The sequence below is a fragment of the Marinobacter vulgaris genome (assembly GCF_003344045.1).
GTDB lineage: Bacteria > Pseudomonadota > Gammaproteobacteria > Pseudomonadales > Oleiphilaceae > Marinobacter > Marinobacter vulgaris.
This window is the reverse complement of the sequence record NZ_QFWX01000005.1, coordinates 45,251-69,125: the sequence shown is the minus strand read 5'-3', so window position 1 is coordinate 69,125 and position 23,875 is coordinate 45,251. Positions and strand designations below refer to the sequence as shown.

At 59.2% G+C, this 23,875-nt stretch carries 24 protein-coding genes; 9 read left to right on the top strand and 15 right to left on the bottom strand.

All coding sequences use genetic code 11. From position 1 onward, the window contains the following. Window positions 1-104 precede the first annotated feature (104 nt). From rodA to DIT71_RS11645, 6 genes are all read right to left on the bottom strand, one after another. Entirely contained in the window at window positions 105-1,247 is a 1,143-nt protein-coding gene (rodA, locus tag DIT71_RS11670) for a rod shape-determining protein RodA (protein WP_114613407.1), read from the bottom strand. Then, window positions 1,247-3,139 (bottom strand): penicillin-binding protein 2, encoded by a 1,893-nt coding sequence (gene mrdA, locus DIT71_RS11665; protein ID WP_114613406.1) that lies wholly within the window; start codon window positions 3,137-3,139, stop codon window positions 1,247-1,249. The genes rodA and mrdA overlap by 1 nt, the downstream gene beginning before the upstream one ends. Window positions 3,140-3,148: 9 nt before the next feature. Then, window positions 3,149-3,619 carry a 23S rRNA (pseudouridine(1915)-N(3))-methyltransferase RlmH gene (gene rlmH, locus DIT71_RS11660; RefSeq protein ID WP_114613405.1) on the bottom strand — a complete coding sequence of 157 codons (471 nt, stop codon included), beginning with the start codon at window positions 3,617-3,619 and terminating at the stop codon, window positions 3,149-3,151. 2 nt (window positions 3,620-3,621) lie between these two features. Further along, window positions 3,622-3,972 carry a ribosome silencing factor gene (gene rsfS, locus DIT71_RS11655; RefSeq protein WP_114613404.1) on the bottom strand — a complete coding sequence of 117 codons (351 nt, stop codon included), beginning with the start codon at window positions 3,970-3,972 and terminating at the stop codon, window positions 3,622-3,624. 87 nt (window positions 3,973-4,059) lie between these two features. Further along, entirely contained in the window at window positions 4,060-4,692 is a 633-nt protein-coding gene (nadD, locus tag DIT71_RS11650; RefSeq protein ID WP_114613403.1) for a nicotinate-nucleotide adenylyltransferase, read from the bottom strand. Window positions 4,693-4,698: 6 nt separating this feature from the next. Further along, window positions 4,699-5,955 (bottom strand): glutamate-5-semialdehyde dehydrogenase, encoded by a 1,257-nt coding sequence (locus DIT71_RS11645; RefSeq protein WP_114613402.1) that lies wholly within the window; start codon window positions 5,953-5,955, stop codon window positions 4,699-4,701. A gap of 190 nt (window positions 5,956-6,145) precedes the next feature. On the opposite strand from DIT71_RS11645, the gene DIT71_RS11640 reads away from it, so the two are divergent. The 3 genes from DIT71_RS11640 to DIT71_RS11630 are packed head-to-tail and all read left to right on the top strand — an operon-like array spanning window position 6,146 to window position 9,611. After that, entirely contained in the window at window positions 6,146-7,162 is a 1,017-nt protein-coding gene (locus tag DIT71_RS11640; RefSeq protein WP_114613401.1) for a GGDEF domain-containing protein, read from the top strand. Then, the gene (locus tag DIT71_RS11635; RefSeq protein ID WP_114613400.1) at window positions 7,162-8,160 is read left to right on the top strand and encodes a GGDEF domain-containing protein; all 999 of its coding nucleotides are present in this window, start codon (window positions 7,162-7,164) and stop codon (window positions 8,158-8,160) included. Before DIT71_RS11640 ends, DIT71_RS11635 begins: the two co-directional genes overlap by 1 nt. After that, on the top strand, window positions 8,157-9,611 hold the full coding sequence (locus tag DIT71_RS11630; RefSeq protein WP_114613399.1) for a bifunctional DedA family/phosphatase PAP2 family protein: 1,455 nt from the start codon (window positions 8,157-8,159) through the stop codon (window positions 9,609-9,611). The genes DIT71_RS11635 and DIT71_RS11630 overlap by 4 nt, the downstream gene beginning before the upstream one ends. Window positions 9,612-9,619: 8 nt before the next feature. Here DIT71_RS11630 and DIT71_RS11625 read toward each other — a convergent pair whose 3' ends face one another. Further along, entirely contained in the window at window positions 9,620-10,198 is a 579-nt protein-coding gene (locus tag DIT71_RS11625) for an LON peptidase substrate-binding domain-containing protein (RefSeq protein ID WP_114613398.1), read from the bottom strand. Window positions 10,199-10,253: 55 nt separating this feature from the next. Further along, the gene (locus DIT71_RS11620; RefSeq protein ID WP_114613397.1) at window positions 10,254-11,510 is read right to left on the bottom strand and encodes an HDOD domain-containing protein; all 1,257 of its coding nucleotides are present in this window, start codon (window positions 11,508-11,510) and stop codon (window positions 10,254-10,256) included. Between the two features lie 147 nt (window positions 11,511-11,657). Between DIT71_RS11620 and ilvD the strand changes: the two genes are divergently transcribed. Next, window positions 11,658-13,493 carry a dihydroxy-acid dehydratase gene (gene ilvD / locus DIT71_RS11615; RefSeq protein ID WP_114613396.1) on the top strand — a complete coding sequence of 612 codons (1,836 nt, stop codon included), beginning with the start codon at window positions 11,658-11,660 and terminating at the stop codon, window positions 13,491-13,493. 70 nt (window positions 13,494-13,563) lie between these two features. Here ilvD and DIT71_RS11610 read toward each other — a convergent pair whose 3' ends face one another. Together DIT71_RS11610 and DIT71_RS11605 are read right to left on the bottom strand one after the other, a co-directional pair. Next, entirely contained in the window at window positions 13,564-13,983 is a 420-nt protein-coding gene (locus tag DIT71_RS11610; RefSeq protein ID WP_227538082.1) for a peptidoglycan-binding domain-containing protein, read from the bottom strand. Window positions 13,984-14,063: 80 nt separating this feature from the next. Then, on the bottom strand, window positions 14,064-15,179 hold the full coding sequence (locus DIT71_RS11605) for an AI-2E family transporter (RefSeq protein ID WP_114613701.1): 1,116 nt from the start codon (window positions 15,177-15,179) through the stop codon (window positions 14,064-14,066). Window positions 15,180-15,303: 124 nt separating this feature from the next. On the opposite strand from DIT71_RS11605, the gene DIT71_RS11600 reads away from it, so the two are divergent. The 3 genes from DIT71_RS11600 to DIT71_RS11590 all read left to right on the top strand — a co-directional run bounded on the left by DIT71_RS11600 (window position 15,304) and on the right by DIT71_RS11590 (window position 17,038). Beyond that, on the top strand, window positions 15,304-15,648 hold the full coding sequence (locus DIT71_RS11600) for a hypothetical protein (protein ID WP_114613395.1): 345 nt from the start codon (window positions 15,304-15,306) through the stop codon (window positions 15,646-15,648). A 120-nt stretch (window positions 15,649-15,768) separates the two neighbouring features. Then, window positions 15,769-16,017, top strand: a complete 249-nt coding sequence (locus DIT71_RS11595; protein ID WP_114613394.1) for a hypothetical protein — start codon at window positions 15,769-15,771, stop codon at window positions 16,015-16,017. 121 nt (window positions 16,018-16,138) lie between these two features. Beyond that, a complete protein-coding gene (locus DIT71_RS11590; protein ID WP_114613393.1) occupies window positions 16,139-17,038 on the top strand; it encodes a haloalkane dehalogenase in 900 nt (299 codons plus the stop codon). 12 nt (window positions 17,039-17,050) lie between these two features. Here the strand turns inward: DIT71_RS11590 and DIT71_RS11585 are convergent, their stop codons facing one another. Further along, window positions 17,051-17,839: an acyl-CoA thioesterase gene (locus tag DIT71_RS11585; protein WP_114613392.1), complete on the bottom strand. Its 789-nt coding sequence runs from the start codon at window positions 17,837-17,839 to the stop codon at window positions 17,051-17,053. A gap of 197 nt (window positions 17,840-18,036) precedes the next feature. Here DIT71_RS11585 and DIT71_RS11580 point away from each other — a divergent pair, with 197 nt between their 5' ends. Further along, window positions 18,037-19,548: a DEAD/DEAH box helicase gene (locus DIT71_RS11580; protein WP_114613391.1), complete on the top strand. Its 1,512-nt coding sequence runs from the start codon at window positions 18,037-18,039 to the stop codon at window positions 19,546-19,548. 28 nt (window positions 19,549-19,576) lie between these two features. Here the strand turns inward: DIT71_RS11580 and DIT71_RS11575 are convergent, their stop codons facing one another. The 4 genes from DIT71_RS11575 to DIT71_RS11560 all read right to left on the bottom strand — a co-directional run bounded on the left by DIT71_RS11575 (window position 19,577) and on the right by DIT71_RS11560 (window position 22,972). Continuing rightward, window positions 19,577-20,092: a dihydrofolate reductase gene (locus DIT71_RS11575; protein ID WP_114613390.1), complete on the bottom strand. Its 516-nt coding sequence runs from the start codon at window positions 20,090-20,092 to the stop codon at window positions 19,577-19,579. Window positions 20,093-20,537: 445 nt separating this feature from the next. Next, the gene (locus tag DIT71_RS11570) at window positions 20,538-21,377 is read right to left on the bottom strand and encodes a thymidylate synthase (RefSeq protein WP_114613389.1); all 840 of its coding nucleotides are present in this window, start codon (window positions 21,375-21,377) and stop codon (window positions 20,538-20,540) included. Beyond that, window positions 21,374-22,162 (bottom strand): prolipoprotein diacylglyceryl transferase, encoded by a 789-nt coding sequence (lgt, locus tag DIT71_RS11565; protein ID WP_114613388.1) that lies wholly within the window; start codon window positions 22,160-22,162, stop codon window positions 21,374-21,376. Before lgt ends, DIT71_RS11570 begins: the two co-directional genes overlap by 4 nt. A gap of 15 nt (window positions 22,163-22,177) precedes the next feature. Further along, window positions 22,178-22,972: a sulfite exporter TauE/SafE family protein gene (locus tag DIT71_RS11560; RefSeq protein WP_114613387.1), complete on the bottom strand. Its 795-nt coding sequence runs from the start codon at window positions 22,970-22,972 to the stop codon at window positions 22,178-22,180. Window positions 22,973-23,053: 81 nt separating this feature from the next. Between DIT71_RS11560 and DIT71_RS11555 the strand changes: the two genes are divergently transcribed. Next, window positions 23,054-23,839 carry an NRDE family protein gene (locus DIT71_RS11555; RefSeq protein WP_114613386.1) on the top strand — a complete coding sequence of 262 codons (786 nt, stop codon included), beginning with the start codon at window positions 23,054-23,056 and terminating at the stop codon, window positions 23,837-23,839. Window positions 23,840-23,875: the final 36 nt, after the last annotated feature.

Sequence of the window (23,875 nt, the reverse complement as noted above, 5' to 3'; positions counted from 1 at the left end):
TGACCGGGCACGACCGGAAACTTCATCAATAAAACGCGGCAAAGATTACCACGGAGGCAAGCCCGGCAACCATTACCCCCTGTCCATGGTTACGGGCTGCAACGTCACGCACTGATCATCCGCCTGTGAGTATGGACCGACATCAGTACACCGAAAGCGGCCATCAGTGTTACCACAGACGTTCCACCATAGCTCACCAGCGGCAAGGGCACGCCCACCACCGGGAGCAGGCCGCTGACCATGCCCACGTTGACAAAAACATAGATGAAAAAAGTCATGGTCAGCGCGCCGGCCAAAAGCCGGCTGAAAGAGTCCTGGGCTATCGCAGCAATGTACAGACAACGCAGGATGATCAGAAGATAGAGCGCAAGAAGAATCAGGATACCCACGAACCCGAACTCCTCTGCCAGCACAGCCACAATAAAGTCAGTATGGCTCTCCGGAAGAAATTCCAGATGGGATTGAGTACCCTGGAGCCAGCCCTTGCCGTCCATGCCGCCGGATCCAATCGCAGTCTTGGACTGGATGATATTCCAGCCAGCACCGAGCGGATCGCTTTGCGGGTCAAGCAGCGTCAGCACACGCTGTTTCTGGTAATCGCGCATGACAAAGAACCACATCAGCGGCGCCGCAACCGATACCATGCCAAAGAAAGCGCCGATCAGCCGCCAGCTGATACCGGCGAAAAACACCACGAAAATTCCGGCCGAGCCGACCAGTAGCGAGGTTCCGAGATCCGGCTGCAGGATAATCAGCGCCATGGGCACCAGCGCGATCAGCAAGGCCACCGCCACATGGCGAAATCTGGGGGGCAGGTAGTGGCGTGACAGGTACCAGGCGGCCATCATCGGCACCACCAGTTTCATCAGCTCCGAGGGCTGGAAGCGTGGCAGGCCGGGAATGGCCAGCCAGCGCTGGGCCCCCTTGGCGCCAACACCCACCAGTATTACTGCGACAAGTGACGCAACCCCTACTGCAAACAGCCAGGGTGACCATCTCCGGAATACAGCCGGATCAAGCTGGGCGAAGACGAACATCACCACAAGAGCTACCCCCATGCGGACACCCTGAGCCTTCACAACCGCCATGTTGCGGTCTGCCCCGCTGTAAAGCACCACCAGTCCGCCGGCGATGAGGGCGAGCAGCAAGAGCAGCAGTATCGGATCAATATGCAGCGCCGACCAGATACCCCGGGGGCCCGACAATGGGTGCCTCGCGGATCGATTCAACAGGCTTCCGGCTGGCATCAGTTGGAAGCCTCCCCTGAAGAACCGACTACCAGGGCTTCACCCTCCTTGGGAAAGCCCAGCAACCAGGCATCAAACATGGCGCGGGCAACCGGCGCAGCAGTTCCGCTGCCACTCCCGCCATTTTCCACGATCACTGCAACAGCAATCTGCGGGTCGTCCACCGGCGCAAAGCCGACAAAAAGGGCGTGATCCCGCAAACGCTCACGGATTTCTTCTTCATCGTATTCTTCATCCTCGGCCAGGCTGAAAACCTGGGCTGTGCCGGTCTTGCCCGCCATACGATAGGGGGCGCCGCGCGCTGCTCCACGGGCCGTGCCCTTGCTGCCGTGCATGACTTCCGCCATGGTCTCCACAACAAACTCCCAATCGTCCGGATTCTCAAGTTCGATAGACTGATGGCTTCCGGTCGGAAGCACATCATCAATCGACCGGTCCCCCAGGACAGCTTTCAGCAATCTTGGCTCGGCCCAATTACCGCGATTGGCGATAACCGAAGTGGCGGTAGCCAGTTGCAGTGGAGTTGCCAACATGAACCCCTGCCCGATGCCAAGATTTACCGAGTCTCCCGGATACCAGGGCTCATTGTGGACCGCGCGCTTCCAGTCCCTGGAAGGCAGTAGTCCAGGCAGGGCCCCGGCAACATCCAGTGTCGCGTCCTCGCCAAAGCCGAACTCCGCAAGATACTGGTGCATGGTGTCAACGCCCATGGCCACGGCCGCTTCGTAGAAATAGATGTCGCAGGATTCAGCCACGGCGGCGGTCAGGTCGACCCAGCCATGACCGCTCCGTTTCCAGTCTCGCCAGGGTCGCCCGCCAGGAGTCAGTCGGAAGTATCCCGGGTCCCAGATGGTCTTGTCGCGGGTGACGGCACCGCTGTCGAGAGCCGCAACGGCAAGCATGGGTTTGAGTGTCGAGCCCGGCGGGTATTGCCCCCGCAGGGCCCGGTTGAAAAGCGGCTTGTCGACGCTTGTACTAAGCTCGCGATAGGCCTCGACACCAATACCGGTGACGAACAGGTTGGCGTCAAAGCCGGGAACACTTGCCAGCGCCAATAAACCACCGGTAGACGGCTCAACGGCAATGATGGCGCCACGACGGCCGTCAAGCAGTTCGTGCGCCAACCGCTGTAACCGTAAATCCATATGCAGGCGGATATCCTCCCCGGGCACCGGGTTCTCCCGCTCAAGCACGCGCAATGTTCGGCCACGGGCGTTTGTTTCCACGTGCTGGTAGCCGACACGCCCGTGCAGAAGCTGTTCATAAAACCGCTCTACACCGGACTTGCCGATGTAGTTCGTGCCCGCGTAGTTGACCGGATCGATTTGCTGCAGCTCCTGCCGGTTGATGCGCCCGACATAACCAAGGGCATGGGCGGTCAGTTCGCTGTGGGGGTAATAACGTACAAGCTCTGCGGAAACCTCCACGCCGGGCAATTCATGACGGTGAACCGCCAGGCGGGCAATTTCCTGCTCGTTGAGATCGTAACGCAGAGGCAACTCCTGAAAGGGACGGCGAGGCTCAAGCAAGCGCCGGTCAAATCGCTCCATATCCTCTTCGGAAATGCTCAGAATGCCCTGGAGCTTGGCCAGGGTCTGCTCCATATCGCCGACGCGTTCGGGCACCAGTGTTACACTGAAAACCGGGCGGTTTTCAGCCAGGAGCACGTCATTGCGGTCATAGACCAGCCCCCGGGGGGGCGCTACCGACTGCACCTGGACACGGTTCTTGTCCGAAAGCGTGGTGTAAATATCGTGTTCAACAACCTGCAGCTGATACATTCTGGCAACCAGCAGGCCCAGCATTACCACCACCAACAACAGCATGACGACGGTACGACGCTGGAACAGACGGCGCTCGGCCACGATGTTTTTGAACTCTCCCCAGGGCATATCGTTTTCCTAGGCCCGGTGATATGGGTGGTTGCGGGTGACAGACCAGGCACGATACAACTGCTCTGCCAGCAGAATACGCACTAGCGGATGTGGCAGGGTCAGAGACGAAAGCGACCATAACTGATCTGCCCTCGCCCGGCAGGCGTCGGCAAGACCATCGGGGCCGCCGACGAGAAAACTGACATCGCGCCCCTCCTGCTGCCAGTTTTCAAGCTGGCCGGCGAGTTTTTCGGTGGACCAGTTACGCCCACTAACTTCCAGGGCAATGACAAGGTCGCGGGAGCCCAATGCAGAGAGGATCGCGTCCGATTCTTTCTGCATCAGCCTGGGGATATCCGGATTCTTGCCACGGTGGGCCATGGGGATTTCCACCAGCTCGATGGGCAGTTCTGGTGGCATCCGGCGAACATACTCGTTATAGCCCTGGCTGACCCACTCGGGCATTTTCTGCCCTACACAGACCAGTCGTAACCGCATGACTACTCGCTACCTGCAACACCCAGATCCGGCGCATCGCGCCATAGGCGCTCAAGATCGTAAAACTCCCGGGTTGCCGGCATCATGACGTGAACCACAACATCACCAAGGTCGACCAGAATCCAGTCGCTGGCGTTGGCGCCTTCTACGTTGCTTGCCCTGACTCCCTGATCCTTTGCTTCCGACAGCACCGAATCGGCCAGGGACTTCACGTGCCGGTTTGAGGTTCCGGAAGCCAGCACCATGTAGTCGGTCACGCTGGTTCTTCCCCTGACATCAATAATACTCACGTCCTGCGCCTTGACGTCCTCAAGCGCACCCACGACCAGTTCTTTCAGTTGCTCTGCCTGCATAATCACCCTGTTGGCGGGCGGCGGCGAAGGCGGCCACCCGAAAAGTCCTATTCAGACGGGATTGTAGCACTAAAAGTTCCCGACAGGTCACGCTCCGTAGAGGCCGAGGCGACGAATTTCATGCCATACACTGTCTGGCAGGAGATAGCGGGGCGAGCGGCTGGAAAGGATCCGCTCGCGGATGCCTGTCGCCGATATATCCAGCAGGGGCGGATCAAGCTCCAGAATATGGCCACAGGGAGCGCTGTACAGCGCCTCCACCCGGTCAACGGCGCGCTCCTCAAGCAGACGCGCCGGCACACTGCCTGACTCCAGACCGGGCCCCGGTCTTCGCACCACCACAATATGCGCCAGCTCGGGAATGCGCTGCCACTCCTGCCAGCAGTCAAAACTGGCAAAGGAGTCAGTGCCCAGAACCATTGTCAGCGGTTGCTCAGGGCCCAGTTCCGCACGAACCTGACGCAGGGTTTCCGCCGTGTAAGAGGCGCCATTGCGCCCCAGCTCACGGTTATCCAGGGTCAGGCCGGGCTCATTGGCAATGGCCAGTTCCAGCAACGCCACCCGTTGCGCACTGGTAGCGCCGGGGACATCCCGGTGCGGAGGCACATGACAGGGCATCAGTGATACCTCGGGCACGCCCAGCCGCTCGCGGAGTTCCACTGCCAACCGCAAATGGCCGTGATGGATCGGATCAAAGGTACCACCGTAAATTACGTGCATGCAGGATCAGGTCCGGATATGGCCATCGCCAAACACCACGTATTTCTGCGATGTCAGACCTTCAAGGCCGACAGGGCCCCGGGCGTGAATCTTGTCCGTGGAGATACCGATTTCCGCACCCAGGCCGTATTCGAAGCCGTCAGCGAATCGGGTGGACGCGTTGACCATGACCGAGCTGGAATCGACTTCCGTGAGAAACCGGCGCGCCCTGGTGTAATTCTCCGTAACGATACTGTCCGTGTGCTGCGAGCTGTAACGATTGATGTGCCCGATGGCGCCGTCCAGCCCGTCGACAACCCTGACCGCAAGAATCGGTGCCAGGTATTCGGTCGCCCAGTCCTCCTCCGAGGCAACGGCCACATCCGGCAGAATTTCCCGGGTTCGGTTGCAACCCCTGAGCTCCACCCCCTTTTCACGAAACGCCTTTGCCAGCAATAACAGGATATCCGCGGCAATCTCCTGATCCACGAGCAGCGTTTCCATGGTGTTGCAGGTGCCATAACGCTGGGTTTTGGAATTGACGGCCACGGCCAGAGCCTTCTCGGGGTCGGCATGGCTGTCGATATACACGTGGCAGATACCGTCCAGGTGCTTTATCACCGGTACCCGGGCGTCCCGGCTGATTCGCTCGATCAGCCCCTTACCACCCCGGGGCACAATAACATCGACAAACCGTGGCATGGTGATCAGTTCGCCCACAGCAGCGCGGTCGGTGGTCTTGATGACCTGCACAGCGTTCGCCGGCAGCCCCGCCTCCGACAGACCTCGGGCCAGACATGCGGCAATAGCCTGATTGGAATGAATGGCCTCGGAGCCGCCCCGCAGAATCGTGGCGTTACCGGATTTGAGGCACAGGCTGGCTGCCTCCACGGTTACGTTGGGCCGTGACTCGTAAATAATGCCGATAACCCCCAAAGGCACCCGCATGCGTCCCACCTGTATACCGGAAGGGCGGTAGGTCATGCCGGTAATTTCACCAATAGGGTCTGGCAACGATGCCACCTGACGAAGCCCCTCGATCATGGTGTCGATCCGTGCCGGCGTCAGCTCCAGCCGGTCAAGCATGGCATCATCAAGGCCGTTGCTACGGCCACTGTCCAGGTCCTTCGTGTTTGCTGCGGCCAGCTCGGGCCTTGCCGCATCCAGCGCTTCCGCCGTTGCCAGCAACGCCTGATTGCGAATCGCCGTTGTCGATCGGGCGACCGCAGTGGCAGCTTCCCGTGCCTGCTGCCCCACTTCAGCCATGTAAGCTGCAATATCCATCCGATTACCTTTGATTGCCTTTGGATTTTTAAACCGATTGTGCGAATCAGGGCCTAACTCTACCTTCCCCGTTTCAAGTACGCATCCCAAGCGATTATTATACCGCCCTTACAAAAGTCATTACGCGGGTGATTGAACGGCACCTGCTGTATGCTTCGACAACACGGACGCCCGGGAGAGGACGGATACCATGGCCCAGATGGCCGAAAAATTCCTGCTAAGCCGCCTGTCGAGAGCGGGATTTCTGATCTTGCTCTCCATTGCTGTATTTGCGGTGATTCAGAGAGAGCTTCTTACCGCGGTTACGGCAATAGTGGGCGCCGGCCTGGTCTATACCAGTAACGGTTTTCACCCCGGTCGCGTCCGGCAACCCTGGCCGGCCCTCCATCGCCTGCTGTTCGGGGCTCTGATCCTGCTTCTGGTCACCACCCTGTGGACCGGGCCCTGGAGCCTGATCCACTGGCTCTATGTGGCACCGCTTATCGGCTTTGCATTATTGCCGGTACCCTGGGCAACAGCCACCACGTTGCTGCTTGCCGTGCTGGCGGTAGTCGCCACTCAGGGACACGGTGGCATTCCCGAGCGTCACCAGATGATCAGCGCACTTTTGCTGACCGTAATGCTGTCCGGTTTACTGGTATTTCTCCGGGAGTACAAGTCCCGACAGCTGGCCCCTCTGCGCCGCACTGATGAACTGACCCAGGCCGCCAGCCGGGAGTATCTTTCTGCCGACCTGCACAAGGAAATCCAGCGCAGCGAAAGAGAAGGCACAGACATGTCCGTGATCATGATCGGTCTGGACACCCATCTCAGCGACAGCGATCCTGATGCCGACATTCGCTCCATACTGCCACGAATTGGCCGTTACCTGCACTCGCAACTGCGGGATTTCGACACCTATTACCGCGTGGCCGACCTGCAGTTTCTGATCATTCTGCCCGGCATCGCAACCACGGACGCCGCCGCACTGGCAGAGACCATCCGCAGGGGGCTGAGCACACTGCTGGCATCCCATCAGCTGGACCTGACGGTCAGTGCCGGTATCGCGGGGCTGAACATCGGCGACGACGCCGACAGCCTGCAACAGTCTGCCGCCAATGCCCTTCGGCGGGCCCAGCAACAGGGTGGCAACCGGGCCCAGTCCTACAGCACCTGGTCCCACACGGCACCGCCGGCAGGTACCGAAGGTAGCGGAGGACCGGCTTAATGACCGAGACACGACTGAGAAGCTTCACACACCTGGCGGGCTATGCGCTTGCCAGCCTGTTCATCGCCAGCCTGGCTTTCCAGAATCTTCGTTACGGCTTCTACGAGCTGTTCTTCCTCGCGTCTGGCATGACACTACTGACCCTTGCCGGCGCCGGCTACACCGTCATCTGCCGCCGTCATCAGCTATCCGCCCCGGGGCACCTGATCATTCTGGCCGCCCTTAACAGTGGCCTGGTTGCGGCAATGTACGCGCTGGATCCGCCCGGAATCAGCCACTGGGTCATGCCCCTGATAGTTCTGAACCTGCTGATCCTGCCCTTACGCCAGGGAATGATTCTATCCCTGCTGTTGCTGCTGGCACTGACCCTGTTTCTGCTGTTCACCCAGACGGTCACCTACACGGTCACCGTCAGCTTCGGGACGTTTGCATTGATAGCTGTCGTGGCCCTGTATATCTGGCATTATGACCACATGGCCCAGTCTGCCGAAGACCTGGCCATTACGGATCCTGTCACCGGCGCCCACAACGCCCGCTTCCTTGACGAAACCCTGCAGAAGGAAATCAGCCGCGCCATCGAGATGTCGCACTCGCTGTCAGTGATATCACTTTCAATCGACTACGCGGATGAAGCCGAAGACCTCCATGGCAAAGCCGGTATGCAGCGATTGCTGAGGGATCTCACCCAGCATCTGTTCGGGGTCATTCGTGCCGGCGATACCCTTTACACGCTCGAGGATGGCGAGTTTTTCCTGATTCTGCCCTTCACACCGGAGGAAGGCGTCAGGGTGATTGCCGAACGTATACGCCGGACCATCGCAGAGCAGACCTGGCCCCTGGCGGGCAAGGTCACTGTCAGCCTTGGCTGCGCCACCCGCGCCGCCACAGAAACCCGTACCGCCGACTTGCGCAAACGGGTACGGCAGGCATTGGAGGAAGCCAGAAGGCGTGGGGCAGACTCTGTCTGGTATAGCCAGGGAGAGATCCGTCAGTCATGAGTTCGGAGTGGCTACAGGCACTGAGCGCATGGCTTGGCTCCAATCCTGGCTGGCTCTCGGCCGGCCTCTTCTTTACCGCATTCCTGGAGTCCCTGGCCCTGGCTGGCATCCTGATTCCGGGTGTGGCTATTATTTTTGCAGTGTCCGCGCTAGCGGGCCAGACAGCCATGCCAGTCCTGGAAGTTATGCTCTGGGCCGGGGCTGGCGCCGTGACCGGCGACGGTATCAGCTTTGCCCTCGGCCGGCTGTTCCAGGGCCGACTGGACAAGCTTTGGCCGCTCAACCATTTTCCGGGGTTCATCGCAAAAGGTGAGGTTTTCTTCCGCCTTCACGGGGGCAAAAGCGTGGTTATCGGACGCTTTGTCGGTCCGATCCGCCCGGTCATTCCCCTGGTTGCCGGCGCTTTTCTGATGCCCTGGCGGCGATTTCTGGCGTTTAATCTCTCCTCCGCGCTTGCCTGGGCGCCGACCTACGTCCTGCCGGGCTACCTGTTCGGTAGTGCCGTGGCCAGTGATTTCGAGCCGCCAGCGCATTTCTATCCAGTGATAGGGATCAGCGCGGGCATTCTGGTAGTTATCTACCTGCTGTTCTTCCGCTTCCAGCTAGGGCTGGGCCACAGCAGCCGGGTATACCAAGGGCTCGCCGGCCTGATGGCCCGTTACCACATTACTCGCCGCTTCTGGCGACGTTATACCAGCCAGAGGCCCGCCCAGGCAGGCGAGTTCCCCCTCCCCTCGCTGTCGCTGGCCCTCGGTGCCGGTGCATTGTTCATGATACTGGGGCAACTGGTAACGGCCACAGGGATGTTCGCGCCGTTCAACAACCTGGCGCTGGAATGGTTTGCACAGCTCAGAAGCCCATTACTGGATCCGGTAATGATTCTGCTGACGCTACTGGGGGACCCACCAGTACTGCTGGCCGCCGCCGCCCTGTCTTCACTGGTACTGGGAATGCGTGGTTTTTACGCGGCGGCGCTGCACGTTGCCGGTGCCGCTCTGCTGGCGACGGTACTGGTATGGGCGCTGAAGAATCTGTCGGCAATCCCGCGGCCGGAACTGGTGCTGGGACCGCCCGAATCTGGCGCTTTTCCAAGCGGACATGCCACCGGAATCACCGTGTTTTCGTCACTGGCCGCCAGTTTCATTGCCCGGGAAAGCCGGCTTCGCTGGCGCTGGCGGTATTACCTGGCGTTCAGTCTACCTATCGTTCTGATCGGCCTCAGCCGTCTTTACCTGGGAGTCCACTGGTTTACAGACGTGGTCGCGGGGGTTTTGCTGGGGCTGTCCATTTCAGGGCTGACCAGGGCCAGCTACAGCCGTTATGACAACATTCCACTGACGACAGACAGCTCATTGCTGGCGGCCGGCATTGCGTGGGCACTCTATATCGTCTGGTACGTGACGGCTAACTGGTCGGAGGCGGTTGTTCTTTATGGATCGGTGGCAGGCTAGGCACACGGTCAATACTGCTCAAGCGCTTCCAGCAGACCCAGCAGCCGCTCAAGGCGTTCCAGTGGATCCTGGAGCTCAACAAGGCGCTGCTTTTCCTGTTTATCCAGGGGAAGAAGCTCCGTCAGCCGCCAGCCAACATCACGGGCGTCGTCATAGTCCACATGCATGCCCAACTCACGGATAACCGGATGGCGAAACAGCGCTTTCAAAACCGAGGGCAGCTCAGTGAAACGCTCCGGAACGCGCAACTCCCTCTCCGCCAGCAGGCACTCCACATCGCCCACATTCAGGCCATCCGGCTGCTGCCAGGTGCGGACCACGGTCACCTTGCCCTGACCTTCAACCGTAATGCCCAGAAGGCCATTATCCATCTGCTGGAAGTCGATGATACGCACGTAAGTGCCGATGTCGTAAAAAGCCGCAGCGGTGGCGGTTTCCAGCCCTTCCCTGAGCAGAACGACAACAAAGCCCCGGTCTTCCTTGAGACAACGTGTCAGCATGTCGATGTATCTTGGCTCGAACAGCTGGAGGGGGATCCTTCCCCGAGGCAGCACAACAGAATTCAACGGAAAAATAGGTACATTCATTGTTGGTATTGTCACCAGTAGAGAGCTCCGGAAGACCGACAACCCTGTCACATTTTCAGTGTATTGAAAGCAGGCGATGGACTTCGTCCACCCTTGCACGGGCTTCCGTCAGCAGTTGCAGACTGCGGGATGCATTGAGTTCAAGCTCGCCGAGCCGTCGGTAAGCAGGCACCTCGTCAAAGGAGGGCAAATTACCGTTCTGGCTGGAACCGATCATGGCATGCAATTGGGCCACGATCACAATATCCACTAACTGGGGGGCCGTTTCCCGACATTCGTACGACCAGTCCTCCGCGTGGCGGGTGGCCTCAAGAAAGTTAGCAGGGAACGACCAGCTTTCCAGAATTGCGGTACCCACATCTGCCCGTAGCTCGCCCATGGCGTGTTCGAGATTGGCCTGGTCGGCGAACAGGTTGACATGGTGCTCGGCCTGAACCAGTACCGGGACCACCCCGATATCATGCAGCAGCCCGGCGAGCAGAGCCTCCTCGGGGTTGGTGGCAGTGGCACTGTCGGCAAGCACCCAGCAAAGCGCCGCAACCTCGCGGGAATGTCGCCAGAGCTTATCCATCTCTTTTTGCAGCGACGGCTGCCTGGTCTTGAAGACTTCCCGCAGGGAGAACACGGTCACCAGCTGGCGGGTCGTCCGCATGCCCAGCCTGACGACAGCCTCACGTACATTTCGGACATCGCTGAAGCCCCTGTACAACGGGCTGTTACAGGCGCGAACCAGCTTGGCCGCCATCGACGGATCCGCAGAAATAGCACTGGCCACCTGGTCCGCGGTGGAATCCTCACGGTCCACGGTCCGGCGTACTTTCCATGCCACATCTGGCACGCTTGGCAGGGTCAGCTGGTTCGAACGCAGCTCCGCGTAAAATTCCATCAGCAGGTGGTGCTCTTCGCTGCCATCGTCACCAAGACCGTCACCGGAATCCATTTCCACCTGTGGCACTGGCGCAGCCCGCAGCAACTGATTGAGGATGTCCTGCTGAATCACCAGAAACTCGCTCGCCCTTATCGCGGTTACGTCGTACATGCGTGGCTGCAGCCGGGCAATCGGGTTAAGGGCCTTGTCAGTATCCGCATCGATGGTGGACTTGCGACCGTCCACGGATTCCAGCTCAACACTTCCGGCAATAAGAAAAATATCCATGCCATCCCGGACGCCACGCTCAACCACCCGCTGGCCGGGGCCATGGGTTCGTCTTTCTGCCCGACTAGCGAGCAAAACCAGCTGGTCATCCGTCAGCCGGTTCAGGGGCTGAAACTGTTTAAGACGACGCAGAGGCAGGCTTTCCCGGCCAGCCATAGAATTACTCCTTGTTGATCAGTTTTCATTAACTCTGTTACACATTGTAAGCGCGGATTCCCAAAACAACCATGCGATCATGGGGTAATCTGGTATCCTTCCGGCTTTAATTTTTCGATCAATTTCCAGCAGAGAGACCAGAAAACCATGCCCCAGTATCGTTCGCGGACATCCACCGCAGGCCGCAATATGGCTGGCGCCCGCGCGCTTTGGCGCGCCACCGGCATGAAGGATGAAGACTTCGGCAAACCCATCATTGCGGTTGCCAACTCCTTTACCCAGTTTGTCCCCGGCCATGTGCATCTCAAGGACCTGGGCCAGCTGGTGTGTCGCGAAATAGAAAAAACAGGTGGTGTCGCCAAGGAATTCAACACCATTGCCGTGGATGACGGCATCGCCATGGGACACGACGGCATGTTGTACTCCCTGCCTTCCCGAGAAATCATCGCCGACTCCGTGGAATACATGGTGAACGCCCACTGCGCGGATGCTCTGGTTTGCATTTCCAACTGCGACAAGATTACGCCTGGCATGCTGATGGCCGCCATGCGCCTGAACATTCCCACCATTTTCGTATCCGGTGGCCCGATGGAAGCCGGCAAGACCAGACTGTCAGAGCATAAGCTCGATCTGGTGGATGCCATGGTCATCGCCGCTGATCCCAACGCCGACGATGAAACCGTTGCCGAGTACGAACGCAGTGCCTGCCCCACCTGCGGGTCCTGTTCCGGCATGTTCACTGCCAATTCAATGAACTGCCTCACCGAGGCCATCGGCCTTGCACTGCCGGGCAACGGCTCCCTGCTGGCGACCCACGCTGATCGTGAGCAGTTATTTCTCAGGGCGGGCCGGCAGATTGTAGAGAATACCCGGCGCTATTACGAAGAAGACGACGCCAGCGTGCTGCCACTGAGCATTGCGTCCATGGAGGCATTCGAAAACGCCATGGTCATGGACATTGCCATGGGTGGTTCAACCAACACTATCCTGCACCTGCTGGCGGCCGCACAGGAAGGCGGCGTTCCATTTACCCTGGACGAAATTGACCAGCTGTCCCGCCGGGTACCGCAACTGTGCAAAGTTGCCCCGAACTCTCCCAAATACCACATGGAGGACGTTCACCGTGCCGGTGGCATCATGGGCATTCTCGGTGAACTGGAACGTGGTGGCCTGATCAATACCGACCTGCCCACGGTCCATAGCAGGACCATGCGCGAAGCGCTGAAAACCTGGGATATCATGCAGGAGCCGACGCCGGAAGTGGTGGAGTTCTTCAGGGCAGGCCCCGCAGGCATACCCACCCAGACCGCATTCAGCCAAAGCACCCGCTGGCCATCGCTCGACGGCGATCGCGAAAACGGCTGCATCCGGTCGGTCGAAAACGCCTATTCATCTGAGGGTGGCCTGGCCGTGCTCTTCGGCAACATTGCCCTGGACGGATGCGTGGTCAAAACGGCCGGCGTGGACGAAAGCATCTACCTCTTCGAGGGCAGAGCACGGGTCTTCGAAAGCCAGGATACGGCGGTGGACGGTATTCTCAACGACGAAGTGAAACCCGGCGAAGTGGTCATCATCCGCTACGAAGGCCCCCGTGGCGGACCGGGCATGCAGGAAATGCTCTACCCCACCAGTTACCTGAAATCCAAGGGCCTGGGCAAGGAATGCGCCCTGTTGACTGATGGCCGTTTTTCCGGCGGCACCTCCGGCCTGTCCATCGGCCATGCCTCACCCGAGGCGGCAGCCGGCGGGGCCATTGGCCTGATCGAGAACGGTGACCTGATCCGGATCGACATTCCCAACCGTTCCATCAACGTCGAGATCGATCAGAACGAGCTTGACCGGCGTCGTGAAGCGAGAAATGAGAAAGGCTGGAAGCCGGAACTTGCCAGACCCCGCAAGGTTTCTGCCGCGCTGAAAGCCTATGCGTTGCTGGCAACAAGTGCCGACAAGGGTGCTGTCAGGAACCTGGAAAAGCTGGACTGAACGAAGCAGGCCCGGCGCAAAGAGTACGGCCGGGCCTGACTCTATGATCGCGAAGAGCGAGGATTGAGGCCTAGAAGAAAGACCAGCCACCGTCGTCGCCTTCCTCGATATCATCCTCCTCCGCCTGCACAGCCTGCTCTTCCGGCTCAGCGCTACCGCTGGAAGCACTCCCGTTCCGGGATGCGCCGGCACTGCCAGTGGAGCCTGACGCAGCAACCTGAACCGGCACCATCCCCAGCTCTTCCTTGGTGGCGTCGTCCAGAACACCAGAAGCGTTCAACCCTTGATCCTGCTGAAACGTCGACAGCGCCGAGCGGGTGGATTCATCCATTTGCGGACTCACGTTATTGATATCGTAACCCGCCCCGTAAAGCGCGTTCTTGAGGGCCACGATCTCGTTTGCAGCCACGTGGGGAGCCGCCGCAAGAGCCATTGCCCCAGCAATGATGGCTGCCGCCATACGAGCACGCATGTGTGTTTGCCTAGCCATGATCTACTCCGATTACCTGTCGTTTTTTATTGTGTCGCCTGCCCCTAGAGAACGGGCATTGCCATCAGAGATTAACATAGTTACTCCTGCCCACTCTTTTCCGTTTGTTGCATTTCTGTAGCCCTGTCAGAGGTTGTATGCACAGCCGTTCCCGGTACCTCCCCGAACTCACGGATAAAGATTCCCCAGAAGGCCATGAACAGGGCTGCCACCAGGGGGCCCATCACGAAACCGTTAATGCCGAACATGACAATGCCTCCCAGCGTCGAGAGCAGCACGATATAATCCGGCAGTTTGGTGTCCCTACCGACAAAAATCGGGCGCAGAATATTGTCGGCAAGGCCGATCACAACCGAGCCGAAAGCCGTCAGGATAATCGCCGAAACAATCTCTCCGGTCGCAGCCAGATACAGGGCCGCCGGCACCCAGACCAGAGCAGCGCCCACCGCGGGGATAAGCGAGACAATTGCCATCACCACACCCCATAGCAGTGCGCCCTGTATTTCCAGCAACCAGAAAATCAGTCCGCCAAGGGCACCCTGAATGATCGCAATCAGCAGGTTGCCCTTCACCGTTGCCCGGGTTACCTCTGCAAACTTGGCAAACAGCAGGCGCTCCCGCGCATCACCCAGTGGCAAGGCCTGGATCAGCAGGTCCACCAGCTTGCTGCCATCCCTGAGCAGGAAAAAAGCCAGATAAACCATTAACGCCAACCCCAGAAAGAACTGGAAGGTATTCTGACCGAATCCGAGGGCCTGTTTCGCCAGAAACTGGCTCCCTCCCACAAAGGCACTGACGACACGGTCTCTCACCTCGGCGAAATCCATTCCGAATTGGGCGAAGAAGGCTTCAATCGCCGGAAACGACTGGTTTACCCTGTCAATGTACTCCCCTGGCCGAAGCTCCCCACCCTGAATCTTCTCGTAAATAGAAAGGCCCTCCGCAACCAGTGAGGTCACCAGCGCAAGCACCGGTATAACCACGATCACCACGCAGATCAGCAGCGTCAGCAACGCGATCACATTGGGGCGGTCGCCAATCCGCTTTGCCAGGCGCTCACGAACTGGATGGAATATCAACGCAATGGCCACGGCCCAGAAAATCGGGCCAAAAAAAGGCTTCATCAGCAGAATAAACGCCAGGGAGACGCCCACAAGCATGGCCAGAAAAGTCCGTGTCTCCAGTTTTCCGTACATCATAAAACGTGATCCTGATTCTCATCGCCAACCGACACACTAGACTACCACGGCCCCGTGGCCAGTCTAGCGGCTTTCAGGTTATAGTGGAGCGCTATTGGTCATTCGTTAAACAGGTCAGACATTGGGTAACGAAGAGTTTGATGTCGAAACAGCGCTGGACGCAGCCGTTGCGCTAAACCGGGTGTTGGCAGCCAGAACCCATCGCCGCAAGGTGATGGGCCAGGAAGTGGTTGTGCCCGGGCAACTGGGGGAAGCCCTGCACCTTCCCCACATTATCCGGCGACTCCAGGGCAAGCAGCTGCGCCAGCGGGAACGTGGGCTTGATGAATTCCAGGAGCTCTGGCCGACCCTGTCTTCTGTCACCCGTGAAAAAGTGCTGGATGCTATCGGATGGTACGATCCGAAATCTCTCAACTGGGAAGACAAACGCTCCAACCGCCGCCCGATTGTCGATTCCGACCTGTGACAGAATGCCCCGGACAGCGGTTCTGAGCCACATGCCGGGCACTTATAGACTAAATTAAGGATCGCTGACTTTGAATTGTCACAATTCGCCCCTAGGTTGGGAGTATCGGGAGGTTCTTTTATGACACACACAGAGCATTACCAGGCAATTGCTGCCAAAAGCAGTGCCGTACCAACCCTGCTGTGCGGCCACTGCCGTTCCACCCTTTCCCGTGGTCGCATCTTTCGCAACGGCGAACGCTACAGCTTCGACATTGACTGCCACACGGTTGCACTGTGCTCCGCGGACGATTGCGGCGTGCTGAATTGCTGCGACGAAGCACTGGCAGGGCTTGATGGCGCAGCTGACCTGATCAGCAAAGCGTCCTGATTCAAACAGCCAACGTGCTGTTACGTAAACCAAACACACGAAATACCCATCTGCTTTATGCTGCTTCCTGAAGGCTGTACGAATCCAGCCACGCAACCACTCAGTCAGGACAGTCGATGGCATGCGTATTCTGAGAACCGACGAAGCCCGCTTCGCGGAGCTTCCGGATTATCCTTTTTCCCCTCATTATCTGGACGTCGAGCCGGGCCTGAGAATGCACTATGTAGACGAAGGCCCGAGAGACTCGGCCCCGGTGCTGATGCTGCACGGAGAACCCTCCTGGTCTTACCTTTATCGACATATGATTCCACTGGTGGCCGAAGCAGGGCATCGCGTGCTGGCGCCGGACCTGGTTGGTTTTGGCAAATCCGACAAACCCGCCAGCGTGGACGACTACAGCTACGAGCGCCACATCTACTGGCTTTCCCGGTGGCTCAAGGCGCTGGACCTGAAGGATATTACGCTGGTTTGCCAGAACTGGGGCTCGCTGCTGGGGCTTCGCCTGGCAGCCGAACATCCGGATCTTTTCCGCCGCATTATTGTTGGCAACGGCATGCTGCCGACGGGGGAAGCCCCGGTGCCGGTCGTATTTTCACTCCTGAAAGCCTTCGCCACTCACAGCCCCTGGTTTCCGGTAAGCCGAATCGTCCAGCTGGGAACTGAGAGAACCATGAGCAGGGCCGAAATCGCGGCCTATGAAGCCCCTTTCCCCAGTGCCGAGTTCAAGGCCGGAGCAAGGGCTTTTCCGAAACTTATTCCTCTGTCTGCTGACGACCCGGCCAGCGACGCCAATAAAGCCGCCTGGCGCGTGCTGGAGAAATGGAAGAAACCCTTCATAACCTGCTTCAGCAGTGGCGACCCCATCACCCGGGGCGGAGACCGGCATATGCAACGGCGTATTCCCGGTGCCCATGGACAGCCCCACATTACGCTGCGCGGTGGCCACTTCCTCCAGGAGGATTCACCGGACGACTTTGCCCGCATCATCATCGATGCCTGCAAATCGGAAATGGCGGCCTGACGCCGCCGCAAGCTAACCGAATACCGTTACCGTCTGGCGGCTGGTTGCAACCAGCTCTCCGCGACTGGTCCAGATACCCGCCTGGGTATGCCCGTAGCCGGCACCAGCCTGGTCAATGGTGGCACGGTACAAAAGCCAGTCATCCGGCCTGATCTCCGGCCGTGGATGCATGATATCCAACGCCCAGCTCAGGGAACTGGCCGGTGCGGGGGACTTCAGGTGCGGCAGCAAGGCTGGCGGCCAGGCATCCACCAGAGCCACAATGTGCGCATCAGTGATGACTTCGGGCGCCTCGCGAAACTGCATCCACCCCCCCATCTCACGGCCACCAACGCCACTGAACGGCAGGCCCCCGAACGCCCACCGCATTTCAATATGTTGGGTGAACTCGGGGGTAACCCCCTCGATATACGGCAGCTCGCGGCAATCTCCGACAGGCCTGGCTTCCGGTGCCGGGAGCGGCTCCACCGTTACCGCGGATTCCCTGTCACCACCGAAACTGGCCAGCACCACCAGTCTGGGCTCACCACCCTGAGCAATACGGCCCATTACCTGGCTGACGGCCTTGCCTTCCCGCAGAATTTCGGCTTCGACGGTGGCAGGCTCATCCGGTGTAACCGGCCCTACAAAAGACACCTGCATGGATCGCATTGGCCGTCCGGGAGCGACCACCGCATTCATCCGGTCAAACACCAGTGCTGTGGTCATGCCCCCAAAAGAGGCCCGGCCCTGGGCCCAGGAAGACGGTATAGTGACGTCTCCGCCGCTTGCGGCCAAAGTCAGTAACTTTTCAAAATTCATCGATACGCCTCATTAGCATCCTACCCTTAATAATCCGGAGGTTGCCCAATATCTTTCCCCAACGCAACTGCATGTCTGACAACTACCTACAGCCCAGCTGGCATTTGCCGTGTTAAAAATCCGAGAAACCGGTTATAATCCCCGCCACATCATGCATTGCATTGCAATGCTCTACCCTTCGAATTCCGAGTAAATTAATGTCTGAATTGTCCTTTGCCGAACTCGGCCTAGATCCAGCTGTCCTTGAAGCTGTTGCCGCCGTCGGTTATGAAAAACCCTCTCCCATACAGGCCCAGACTATTCCTGCGCTGTTGGCCGGTAAGCATTTGCTGGGCGTTGCCCAGACCGGAACCGGGAAGACCGCCGCCTTTGCGCTGCCCCTGCTGAGCCGTATCGACGCCTCTCTCATGGAGCCGCAGATCCTGGTGCTGGCGCCCACACGGGAGCTGGCTATCCAGGTGGCCGAGGCGTTTACCACCTACGCCAGCAAGTTCCGCAACTTTCACGTACTGCCTATTTACGGCGGCCAGGATTTCTTCCCCCAGATCAAGGGCCTGCGCCGTGGTGCCCAGGTGATCGTGGGTACTCCCGGGCGCATGCTGGACCACCTGCGCAAGGGTACCCTGAAGCTCGACAGCCTCAAGGCCCTGGTGCTGGACGAAGCCGACGAAATGCTTCGAATGGGCTTCATCGATGACGTGGAAGCGATTCTGGCAAAAACGCCGGACAACTGTCAGCGCGCCCTGTTCTCCGCAACCATGCCACCGCAGATCAAGAAGGTCGCGCAGACCTATCTGCGCGATGCCACGGAAGTCAAGATCGAGAGCGAGACCCGCACGGTTGAGCGCATTTCCCAGTTTGTATTGCCGGTGTATGCAGAGCGCAAACTGGACGCGTTGACGCGCATCCTGGAAGTAGAGCCGCTGGACGCTGCCATCGTATTCGTGCGCACCAAGGCTGAAACCACGCTGCTGGCGGAAAAACTGTCAGCCCGTGGCCACGCCGTAGCACCGTTGAACGGTGACCTGAACCAGCGCCAGCGCGAGCAGACGGTGGACGACCTCAGGCGCGGCAAAAAAGATATCATCGTGGCTACAGACGTTGCCGCACGTGGACTGGACGTACCCCGTATCACCCACGTCATCAACTACGACGTGCCCTACGATACCGAGGCCTATATCCACCGGGTCGGTCGCACCGGCCGTGCCGGCCGTGAAGGCAAGGCGATTCTGCTGGTGACTCCTCGTGAACGCAGCTGGTTGCGCACCCTTGAGCGTGCCACCAACTCGCCGATGGAATCCTATCAGCTGCCTTCGCCCGTGGAACTCAAGAAAATGCGCGAGGAGCAGTTCGAAACCCAGCTGCTGGGGTTTGCCGAAGACGGCAAACTGGCCAAGGCCATGGCGCTGCTGGATGAGATTGCCGAGCGCAATGAAATGGATACGGCAATGGTAGCCGGTGCCCTGGCCTGCTGGCTCGAGGCATCCCAGCCCGGCTCGCTGCCGCTGGATCAGCCGGAGGCCCTGCCTGAGATCTCAGCCACTGCGCCACCGCGTCGTGACCGGGACCGTAAAGGCGGCGGTGGCCGTCCAGGTGGCAAGCCCGGCTTCAAGAAAGGTCCCAAAGGCCGCGGAGGCCCCGCCCCGAAAGGCAAACCGCCCGGCAAAGGCGGCAAACCCGCCGGTAAACGCCCGCCTCGTCAGGACTGACTTGGTCGCCCCTGGCTGACTCAGTCGCTCAAGGCTGAGTCAGGCGCTGATAGACGACGAAGCTGTAATCGTAAGGGTTGTTGTCGGACGCGGAGAAATCCTCCCGTCCGATTTCTTCCCACTGATCCCAGTTCACTTCCGGAAAGAAGGCATCTCCCTCGATTTCGGCATGTACCTGGGTAATGTAAATTCTGTCCACGATCGGCAGCGCTTCTGCGTAAATCTGACCGCCACCGATAATCATCACCTCGTCCCCACCCTCGATCTCGGCCTGGGCTTCGGCCTTGACCAACGCTTCGTCCAGTGACGTTGCAGCCACCGTTCCCGCCGGCGCCTCCCACTCCGGATTCCGCGAAATCACCACGTTCATCCGCCCGGGCAATGGCCGACCGATGGAATCCCAGGTTTTCCGCCCCATGATGATGGGCTTGCCCATGGTGGCCTGCTTGAAGTACTTCAGATCCCCTGGCAGATACCATGGCAGCTTGTTGTTACGGCCGATGACCCGATTCTGGGACATGGCCACTATCAGGGCTTTCCTCATTGATTGTTTGTCCTCGTGCTTGGGAGCTCCCCCGGATCCGGGGCCCTCTGGATTTGGGGGCTGCAAGAGGGCGGGAAGATGTGTCCAAAAAACGCCTCAAGGCATCCATGCGCGGCTTGGGCTCCGCCATCCATGGCTCCGCACATTTTTGGACACATCTTCCCGCCCTCTCGCGATTCGACAATGTAATCAGCTGACCTACAGACACTACGGCATAACGTTCTGATTTAGAGTCAGTTAGGATAGGTATCCCAGTTTGACCCCAGCTTCCTGAAAATCGATCTCAACCATTCGATCGCAGGACACCGGGTGGGGGTTTCCGAAAATGTGCGGAGCCATGGATGGCGGAGCCCAAGCGTACATGGACGTATTTACAGCGTTTTTCGGAAACCCCCACCCGGTGTCCTGCAGAAGCCAGAATAATAGGGCCGGTCCCAGCTAGAAATCAAATAGCAATAGGCGCCTTAATCCCGGGGTAAGGGTCATACCCGGCAAACTCGAAATCCTCCAGCTCGTACTCAAAGATCGACGAAGGTTTCCGTTTGATCACCAGTTGGGGCAACGCCCTTGGCTCCCGCTTTAACTGCTCAAAGACGATGTCGCCAGTCAGGTGGTTCTGGTACAGGTGACAATCACCGAAAGTATGCACAAATTCGCCAACGCCCAGATCGCATTGCTGGGCGATCATGTGGGTCAGCAGGGCGTAGGAGGCGATATTGAACGGTACACCCAGAAACAGGTCGGCACTGCGCTGATAGAGCTGGCAGGAGAGCTTGCCGTCGGAAACGTAGAACTGGAACAGGCAGTGGCATGGAGCCAGGGCCATACGGCCCTGGCGGACGTTGTCCTGGGGGCCGATGGATTCGTCCGGGAGCTCGGCCGGGTTCCAGGCGGAGACGATCAGGCGGCGGGAGTTGGGCTTGGTGCGGATCTGGTCAATCACATCACTGATCTGGTCGACGGTGCTGCCGTCCGGGCATTGCCAGCTGCGCCACTGCTTGCCGTAGATGGGGCCCAGATCGCCGTTTTCCAGGGCCCATTCGTTCCAGATGGACACTTTGCGTTCTTTCAGCCAGTTGTTGTCCGTGGAGCCCTTCAGGAACCACAGCAGCTCCTGGATGATGCTGCGCAGGTGGACTTTCTTGGTGGTAACAAGCGGGAAACCTTCCTGCAGGTTGAAACGGATCTGGCGGCCAAACACGGAACGGGTGCCGACGCCGGTGCGGTCACCGCGGTCCATGCCGTTGTCTACCACGTCTTTCATAAGGTCGAGATAGGCTTTCATTCAGCGTTTCTCCGGTAAGCAAAAACAATCAGTGCAACTCCCGCCAGAACCATCGGGAACGACAGCACCTGCCCCATGGTCAGCCAGTCGAAAGCCAGGTAACCCAGCTGCGGGTCAGGTTGGCGGACGAATTCCACCAGGAAACGGAAGACGCCATAGCATGCCAGGAACAGGCCGGACACCGCCATGCGGGGCCGGGGCTTTGAGGAAAACCACCACAGGATGATGAAGAACAGCACGCCTTCGAGAGCGAACTGGTAAAGCTGTGACGGATGGCGGGCCAGGGCGTCGGGAGCGGTACGGAAAACCATACCCCAGGGCAGGTCCGTGGGCTTACCCCAGAGTTCGCCGTTGATGAAATTGCCGATGCGCCCGGCTCCGAGGCCAACCGGCACCAGCGGTGCGACGAAGTCGGAGATTTGCCAGAAGGTGCGGTCCACTTTACGACCGAACCACCAGATGGCAAACATCACCCCCAGCAGGCCGCCGTGGAAGGACATCCCCCCCTCCCAGACCCGCAACAACATCAACGGATCAGCCAGGAAGGCACCAAAGTTGTAGAAAATCACGTAGCCGAAGCGGCCGCCGAGGATGACGCCAAGGGCAATATAAAAAAGCATGTCGCCCATCTGGGCTTCAGTGATTGGCGACCAGGGTTTGCGGGCCCTTATCCGGCCCAGCCACCAGCCCACCAGGAATCCGACCAGGTAGGTCAGGCCATACCAGTGTATTTTCAACGGCCCGATGGAGATGGCCACCGGATCGATTTGCGGATGCTGGAGCATCAATAACCCCTCAGGTCATAGCAGAAAACGGATACCCACCACGATTAACACAATGGCGAAGATTTTTTTGAGTAGCGCCGCATCCAGGCGGTGAGCCAGATTGGCACCGACCCGGGCGAACAGGACGCTGGTGAGGACAATTCCCAGAAACGCGGGCAGATAAATGAACCCGACACTGAGTTCCGGCAGGTGCGGATTCTGCCAGCCAGTGCCGATGTTAGCCAGCGCGCCGGCCACGGCAATCGGTAGGCCACAGGCGGCCGATGTTCCCACAGCCTGCTGCATGCGCACGTTACACCAGCTCAGGAAGGGAACCGTCAGCGTGCCACCGCCAATGCCGAAGATGGCCGACGCCCAGCCAATGCCGGCGCCCGCACCCGTCAAGCCGGCGGAACCGGGCACGTCACGACCGGCTTTCGGATTTACCTGCAACAGCATTTTCAGCGCCACGACAATGACAAACACACCAATGATCAGTTCCAGAGCATCGCCACTGAGCATGGACGCGGTCCAGGCACCGAGTATCGCCCCCACCACGATACCGGCAGTCATGGGTCGGAAAATTTCCCAGCGAACCGCCTGATGGAGGTGATGCGAGCGTATGGAGCTCATCGACGTAAAGACGATGGTTGCCAGGGAGGTTCCCACGGCCAGATGGGCGGCGATTTCGCTGCTGATTCCCTGCAGGCCGAAGCTGAAAATCAGAACCGGCACAATCACCAGCCCGCCACCAATGCCAAACAGTCCGGCCATGGTGCCCGCCAGCGCGCCCAGCGCCAGATAAAGACCAATTACAGCAATCAGGGTCATACTCAGCCACACGCAGAGAACAGAACAGGCTGGTATGATACACACCGACGCACCTTTGTTCACTCGCGATGGATGAGCCCCATGTGCCTGATTGTTTTTTCCCTCCGACAGCATCCCGATTTTCCATTGGTGGTGGCGGCCAATCGTGACGAATTCTTTCGCCGCCCCACCGCTGCCATGGACTGGTGGGCCAGCGAAACCGCCGATCGGAAGGTTCTCGCGGGTCGTGACCTGCTATCCGGCGGCACCTGGCTGGCCGTTGACGTCAACGGTCACGTTTCCGCGGTGACCAATGTACGGGAGGGCGCCCAGGCTCCCGGCACAAACTCCCGGGGCGAGCTTCCGCTCTTGGCCCTTGCTGAGCACAGCGAGACCCTGGAACCCCGGCTCCAGCAGCAAAAAGACCGGTATTCCGGTTTCAACCTGGTCAGTCTGAATACAGAACATGGCTGGTATTTCAGTAACCGGGACGCTCACCCCGGCCGCCATGTGCACCGCGGCACCTATGGCCTCAGCAATCACCTGCTGCAAACGCCCTGGCCCAAACTGCTCCGGTTAAGGAGCTCGGTTACCGGGCTGCTTGAGAGCGCAAACTCCGGAACCACGGAGGCGCTCCATCAAAGCCTGATTGCGCATCTCCAGGACACCACGCCGGCACCGGACCATGAATTACCCGACACCGGTGTGGACCGTACGACAGAGCGTTTTCTGTCATCACCCTTCATCGTCGGCAGTGATTACGGCACCCGCGCCACGACGGTTGTGACCGTCAGCGCCGGCGGTGAGATCCGCGTGACCGAACAGGTTTGGGGCCCGGAGGGAAAAAAGCAGGACACCAGAGCGTTCTGCTGGCAGCGGCCGGCCTGAAGCTTTGGTATAATCCGCGAAATTCCGCGAAGCAAC